This is a genomic window from Pseudomonas sp. BGI-2 (assembly GCF_004310295.1).
In the GTDB taxonomy this organism is placed as follows: domain Bacteria; phylum Pseudomonadota; class Gammaproteobacteria; order Pseudomonadales; family Pseudomonadaceae; genus Aquipseudomonas.
On sequence record NZ_SISB01000008.1, the window covers coordinates 22,487 to 27,841 of the forward strand.

4 protein-coding genes are annotated in these 5,355 nt (G+C 61.9%); 2 read left to right on the forward strand and 2 right to left on the reverse strand.

Annotation, left to right across the window (positions count from 1 at the left end; genetic code table 11):
* Positions 1-151: 151 nt before the first annotated feature.
* Together EYC95_RS07750 and EYC95_RS07755 are read right to left on the reverse strand one after the other, a co-directional pair.
* Positions 152-1,978 carry a glycoside hydrolase family 15 protein gene (locus tag EYC95_RS07750; RefSeq protein WP_131059827.1) on the reverse strand — a complete coding sequence of 609 codons (1,827 nt, stop codon included), beginning with the start codon at positions 1,976-1,978 and terminating at the stop codon, positions 152-154.
* The gene (locus EYC95_RS07755; RefSeq protein WP_131059828.1) at positions 1,971-2,771 is read right to left on the reverse strand and encodes a glucose 1-dehydrogenase; all 801 of its coding nucleotides are present in this window, start codon (positions 2,769-2,771) and stop codon (positions 1,971-1,973) included. The genes EYC95_RS07750 and EYC95_RS07755 overlap by 8 nt, the downstream gene beginning before the upstream one ends.
* Positions 2,772-2,994: 223 nt before the next feature.
* On the opposite strand from EYC95_RS07755, the gene EYC95_RS07760 reads away from it, so the two are divergent.
* A complete protein-coding gene (locus EYC95_RS07760) occupies positions 2,995-4,167 on the forward strand; it encodes an MFS transporter (RefSeq protein ID WP_131059829.1) in 1,173 nt (390 codons plus the stop codon).
* 180 nt (positions 4,168-4,347) lie between these two features.
* Complete coding sequence (locus EYC95_RS07765) at positions 4,348-5,082, forward strand: thioesterase II family protein (RefSeq protein ID WP_131059830.1); 735 nt, start codon at positions 4,348-4,350, stop codon at positions 5,080-5,082.
* Positions 5,083-5,355: the final 273 nt, after the last annotated feature.

The following is a 5,355-nucleotide window of genomic DNA, read 5'->3' on the forward strand; positions in this document are numbered from 1 at the left end:
GTCAGATAGACGATGTTTAAGTTCTTCGCGGATTAGCATTGTTCCTACAAGCTGCGTCGTGAAAAGCGACGTTTCTGACACGTTTTGGCGGACAGTGGCATTCGGTTGGTTTTGTGTGAAGGCTCATGGCCGCGAAGGGGGCGACGCGGTCTCAAGGCTGCCAGTAACTCTTCTCCCCGCTCAATTTCCGATCCAGAAAACTCGCCGCACTGATCAGCGCCAGGTGAGTCAGCGCTTGCGGGGTGTTGCCCAGATGCCGTGCATGGCTGTCGAATTCTTCGGCGTACAACCCCAGCGGGTTGGCGTACCTCAGCAACTGTTCGAACTCCAGATGGGCCTTTTCCACCTGACCCGCCCGGGCCAGGCATTCGACGTACCAGAATGAACACGCGGCAAAGGCGCCTTCGGTGCCGTCAAGGCCGTCGATCTGGCTGTCTTCGTTGCGGTAGCGGTAGACCATGCCGTCGCGCACCAGGGTTTTCTGGATGGCTTCGAGGGTCGAGAGCCAGCGCGGGTCTTTGGCGCTGACGAAGCGCACCAGCGGCATCAGCAGCATCGAACCATCCAGCGCCGTGCCGCCGATGTGCTGGACGAAGTGCCCGCGTTCTTCGTTCCAGAAGTTCTCCCAGATGTCGGCGTAGATCGCTTGACGGGTCTGGTCCCAACGAGCGAACGGGGCGGGCAGGGAGCGTTTGGAAGCGAGGCGAATAGCCCGATCCAGCGCGACCCAGCACATCAGTCGCGAGTGCAGGAAGTGATGCTGTTCGCCGCGCATTTCCCAGATGCCCACGTCCTTTTGCTGCCAGGTTTCACAGACTTGATCCACGACTTCCACCGCGTGTTTCCAGCCCTCATGAGAGATGGCGTCGCCGTACTTGTTGACCAGGTACACCGCGTCCATCAGCTCGCCGAAGATGTCGAGCTGGACCTGATCGTACGCCTGATTGCCGATGCGTACCGGCGTCGCGCCGCCGTGGCCGGACAGGTGCGAGAGTTCGGTTTCGGGCAGTTCCTGGCGGCCGTCGATGGCATAAAGAATGTTGAGTTTCATCGGTTTGCCGTGACAATCGCTGACCCGCCCGCGCAGCCAGCCCATGTAATCGTTGGCCTCCTGCACGAAACCCAGGCGCATGAAGGCGTAGACGGTGAACGAGGCGTCGCGGATCCAGGTGTAGCGGTAGTCCCAGTTGCGTTCGCCGCCAGGTGTTTCCGGGAGGCCGAACGTGGCCGCGGCGAGGATCGCGCCATGTTTGCGCGAGGTCAGCAGCTTCAGGGCCAGGGCCGAACGATTGACCATTTCCCGCCAGCGACCACGGTAATTGGATTGGCCGCTCCAGTCGCGCCAGAACTTCAACGTGCGTTCCAGGCACAGCCCGGCGGCGCCTTCCTTGAAACGCGGGTCATCGATGCCGCCGAGGAGGAATTCGGCGCTCTCACCTTGTTTAAGGGTGAATTCGGCCACTGCCGCGCTGCCGTCAAGGCTCAAAACCTGGTCAGAAGACAGGCGCAGAGAAGGCTGGTCGTGGGCCTCGAAAGCCACGTCTTTTTCATCCATGCGCGCGCGGGTTTTGGCGCGAGCGTAGTCATGCCGCACTGCACAACGCATGTGAAACGTTGCCTGGCCGCTGACCACCCGAACCCGGCGCATCAGCACCGGCAGATCATCTTCGCTGTCGCCGATGGGCAGCAGGTCGGTTACTTCAACCACGGCGCGGTCGCTGAGCCAGCGGGTTTGCAGCACGTTGGTGCCGGGCAGGTAAATCTGTTCACGACGCGCATCAGGCAAGTCCGGCGACAGTTGAAAAATACCGGCCTCGGGCGTGTCCAGCAGCGAACAGAAGATCGACGGGCTGTCGAATTCCGGCCAGCAGAAAAAGTCCACGCTGCCCTTGTCGTTGACCAGTGCCGCGCTGCGCATGTCGCCGATGATGCCATGGGCATCGATGGCGCTTTGTCGTTCGTGATGATGATCAGCCATTGCCGCGAAACTCCGGATAGAGGCTCATGCCGCCGTCGACGAACAGGGTAGTGCCGACGATGTAGTCGGAGGCATCGGAGGCGAGGAAGACCACCGCGTTGGCGACGTCCTCGACTTCACCGACCCGGCCATAGGGAATGAGCTTGAGCAGGTCCTGCAGGTGGTCGCCCGAGGTGGCATCGCGGTTGATCGCCGTACGAATCGCCCCCGGCGCGATGCCGTTGATGCGGATGCGCTGGTGGCTGACTTCCTGGGCGAGGGTTTGCATCAGCATGTCCACGCCGCCCTTGGACGCGGCGTAATTGACGTGACCGGCCCAGGGAATCCGCTGGTGCACCGAACTCATGTGGATGATTTTGCCGGCGGCCCGGGACACGCCCTCACGAACACCTTGCTGATTAAAAATCCGCAGGGCGGCACGGGCGCAGAGGAACTGGCCGGTGAGGTTGACGCCGATCACCTGGTTCCAGTCGGCGAGGCTCATGTCCACCGCATTGGCGTCTTTCTGCATGCCTGAGTTGGCGACCAGAATGTCCAGCGAACCAAAAGCCTCTACAGTTTGTGCGAATAGCCGGTCGACGTCCGCTTCCTGAGAGACGTCGGCCCCGATGGCGATGGCCCGACCACCTTCCGCATTGATCTGCCGGGCCAGTGCCTCGGCGGGAGCGGGCTGGGAATTGTAGTTGATCACCACTGCGGCACCGGCGGCGGCCAAAGCCTTGGCGGCGCCTGCGCCGATGCCGGAACTGGCACCGGTGATGAGGGCGACTTGTTGGTCGAGGGAAATCTGCATCAGCGCTGGCGCCTTGAGTTGAGGGCTTAATCAGCTGACTGGCGGGGGCTGGCGAGAGTTCAGGGCAAACCATGAAAGTTTCGTCACCTGTCCGTTTCCGTGTTTTGTGCGGGGACGATTCGACCTGCTCGCGAAGGGGGCTTCACATTCAACCAACAATTAGCCGCTTTCCCCTCGGTCTGCCTTATGGCAACTTGCTTGCCCTGATCGAGACCCGCAACCCATGGCCAACCCCTACCGCGACCTATTCAAAGCCCCAGGCAGCAGCGCTTTTGTGCTGGCCGGCATGATCGCGCGCATGCCGATTTCCATGACGGGCATCGGCCTGATCACCATGCTCTCGCAACTGCAAGGCGGCTACGGTCTGGCCGGTGCGGTGGCGGCGACGTTTGCCTTGGCCACGGCGTTTTGCGCACCGCAAGTCTCGCGGCTGGTGGATCGCTATGGCCAGGGCCGGGTTCTACCGATCTCGGCGTTGGTCGGCGGCGGGGCGTTGTTGCTGGTGTTGCTTTGCACCCGCTTGCAGGCGCCGCAGTGGACGTTATTTGTGTTCGCCGCGCTGGCCGGTTGCATGCCGAGCATGTCGGCGATGGTCCGGGCGCGTTGGACCGAGGTGTATCGAGGCCAGCCGGAACTGCAAACCGCTTACGCGCTGGAGTCGGTGCTGGACGAAGTCTGCTTTATTGTCGGGCCGCCGCTGTCGGTGGGACTGTGCGTGGTGGCGTTCCCCGAAGCCGGGCCGTTGGCGGCCTTGCTGATGCTGGCGATCGGGGTGACGGCGTTTGTGTTACAGCGCGACACCGAGCCGGCGATTCATCCTCATGAAGAACACCATCAAGGCTCGATCATTCGTTCGCTCGACATTCAATTGCTGATGCTGTTGATGGTCGCCATGGGCACCATCGTTGGCGTGGTGGACGTGGTCAGCGTTGCGTTCGCCCAGCAGCAGGGCCAGCCGGCGGCGGCGAGCATTGTGTTGTCGGTGTATGCCATCGGTTCATGCATGGCGGGATTGGCGTTCGGGGCGTTGCGCTCAAAAGTGCCGCTGCCTCGATTGTTCCTGTATGGCGGGGTGGCGACGGCGGTGACCACGCTGCCGTTGCTGCTGGCGACGAACATTCTGGGGCTGTCGCTGGCGGTGTTTGTCGCGGGGCTGTTTTTTGCGCCGACGCTGATTGTGGCGATGGCGTTGGTGGAACGCATCGTGCCGCCGGCCAAACTGACTGAAGGCCTGACGTGGCTGGTGACCGGGTTGAGCATTGGCGTGGCGATAGGTGCGGCGAGTTCGGGTTGGCTGATCGATGCATTTGGCGCGCGCAGCGGGTTTTGGGTGGCGATTGCGGCTGGCGCCGTGGTCCTCGGTTCCGCAGTCCAAAGCTATCGCCACTTGAAATAAAGAACCCCTGTAGGAGTGAGACCGGCTTGCCGGCGATAGCGATGTAACAGTCACCATCAAGTTGACTGACACACCGCTATCGCCGGCAAGCCGGTCTCACTCCTACAGGGGTATCGGCACGACTAATTCCCTGCGGCGCTCATCCGTTCTCTAAACAGACAACTTTTCGAGGTAAGCCCGGTGACCCAGCTGACATTGCTGTGCCTGCCCTATTCAGGCGCGAGCGCCATGGTCTACAGCCGCTGGCGGCGCAAGCTGCCGGAGTGGCTCAAGCTGCAACCGGTGGAACTGCCGGGCCGTGGCGCGCGGTATGGCGAGCCGTTGCACACCGACATGCGGCGCCTGGCGCTGCAACTCGCGCAGGAACAAAGAGCCACGCTCAAGGCACCGTACGCATTGTTCGGTCATAGCCTTGGCGCCTTGCTGGCCTGTGAAATGGCCCATGCGTTTCGCTCGCTCGGCTGCCCGGAGCCGGTGGCGCTGTTTGCCTCGGGCACGGCCGCGCCGACGATGCGGGCTGACTACGATCGCGGTTTCGCTGAGCCCAGGACCGATGCCGAGTTGATCGATCAACTGCGCACCCTCAATGGCACCAGTGAAGAAGTGCTGGCCAACGAAGAGCTTATGAGCCTGACGCTGCCGGTCCTCCGTGCGGACTTCCTGCTGTGCGGGCGCTTCGAACCGCAGCAGCGTCCCTTGCTCAAGTGCCCGGTGCACGTGCTCGGCGGCAAGGCCGACCGCGCCACCACCGAGCAGTTGATCGGCTGGAGCAAGGAAACACACGGCAGTTTTTCCGTGGACATGCTGGCCGGCGGTCACTTCTTTATTCATGAGCACGAGGCCAAGGTGCTGCGGGTGATCAAGGATCAACTCGACGTTCACCATCGCCGGCACACCATGGTCGCCAGCGCCTGACCCCATCCCCCACACAACTCAATCCCCCTGTGGGAGCGGCGGTGCGACGATTCGACTTGCTCGCGAAGGCGGTGGGTCAGTCAACGTAGATGTTGTTTGACCCACCGCCTTCGCGAGCAAGCCCGCTCCCACAATGGATTTTTGACATCCTCAGGCTCCGCGTTCCACCACCCTTCTGGTACTTGTTCTCACTCGCTAATTTTTCCGGTCTGCATTCGTTTTATAGGGACGACGTGCCTTTGTGCTTCCCGCCACTGATCCGGATGCTTAGAA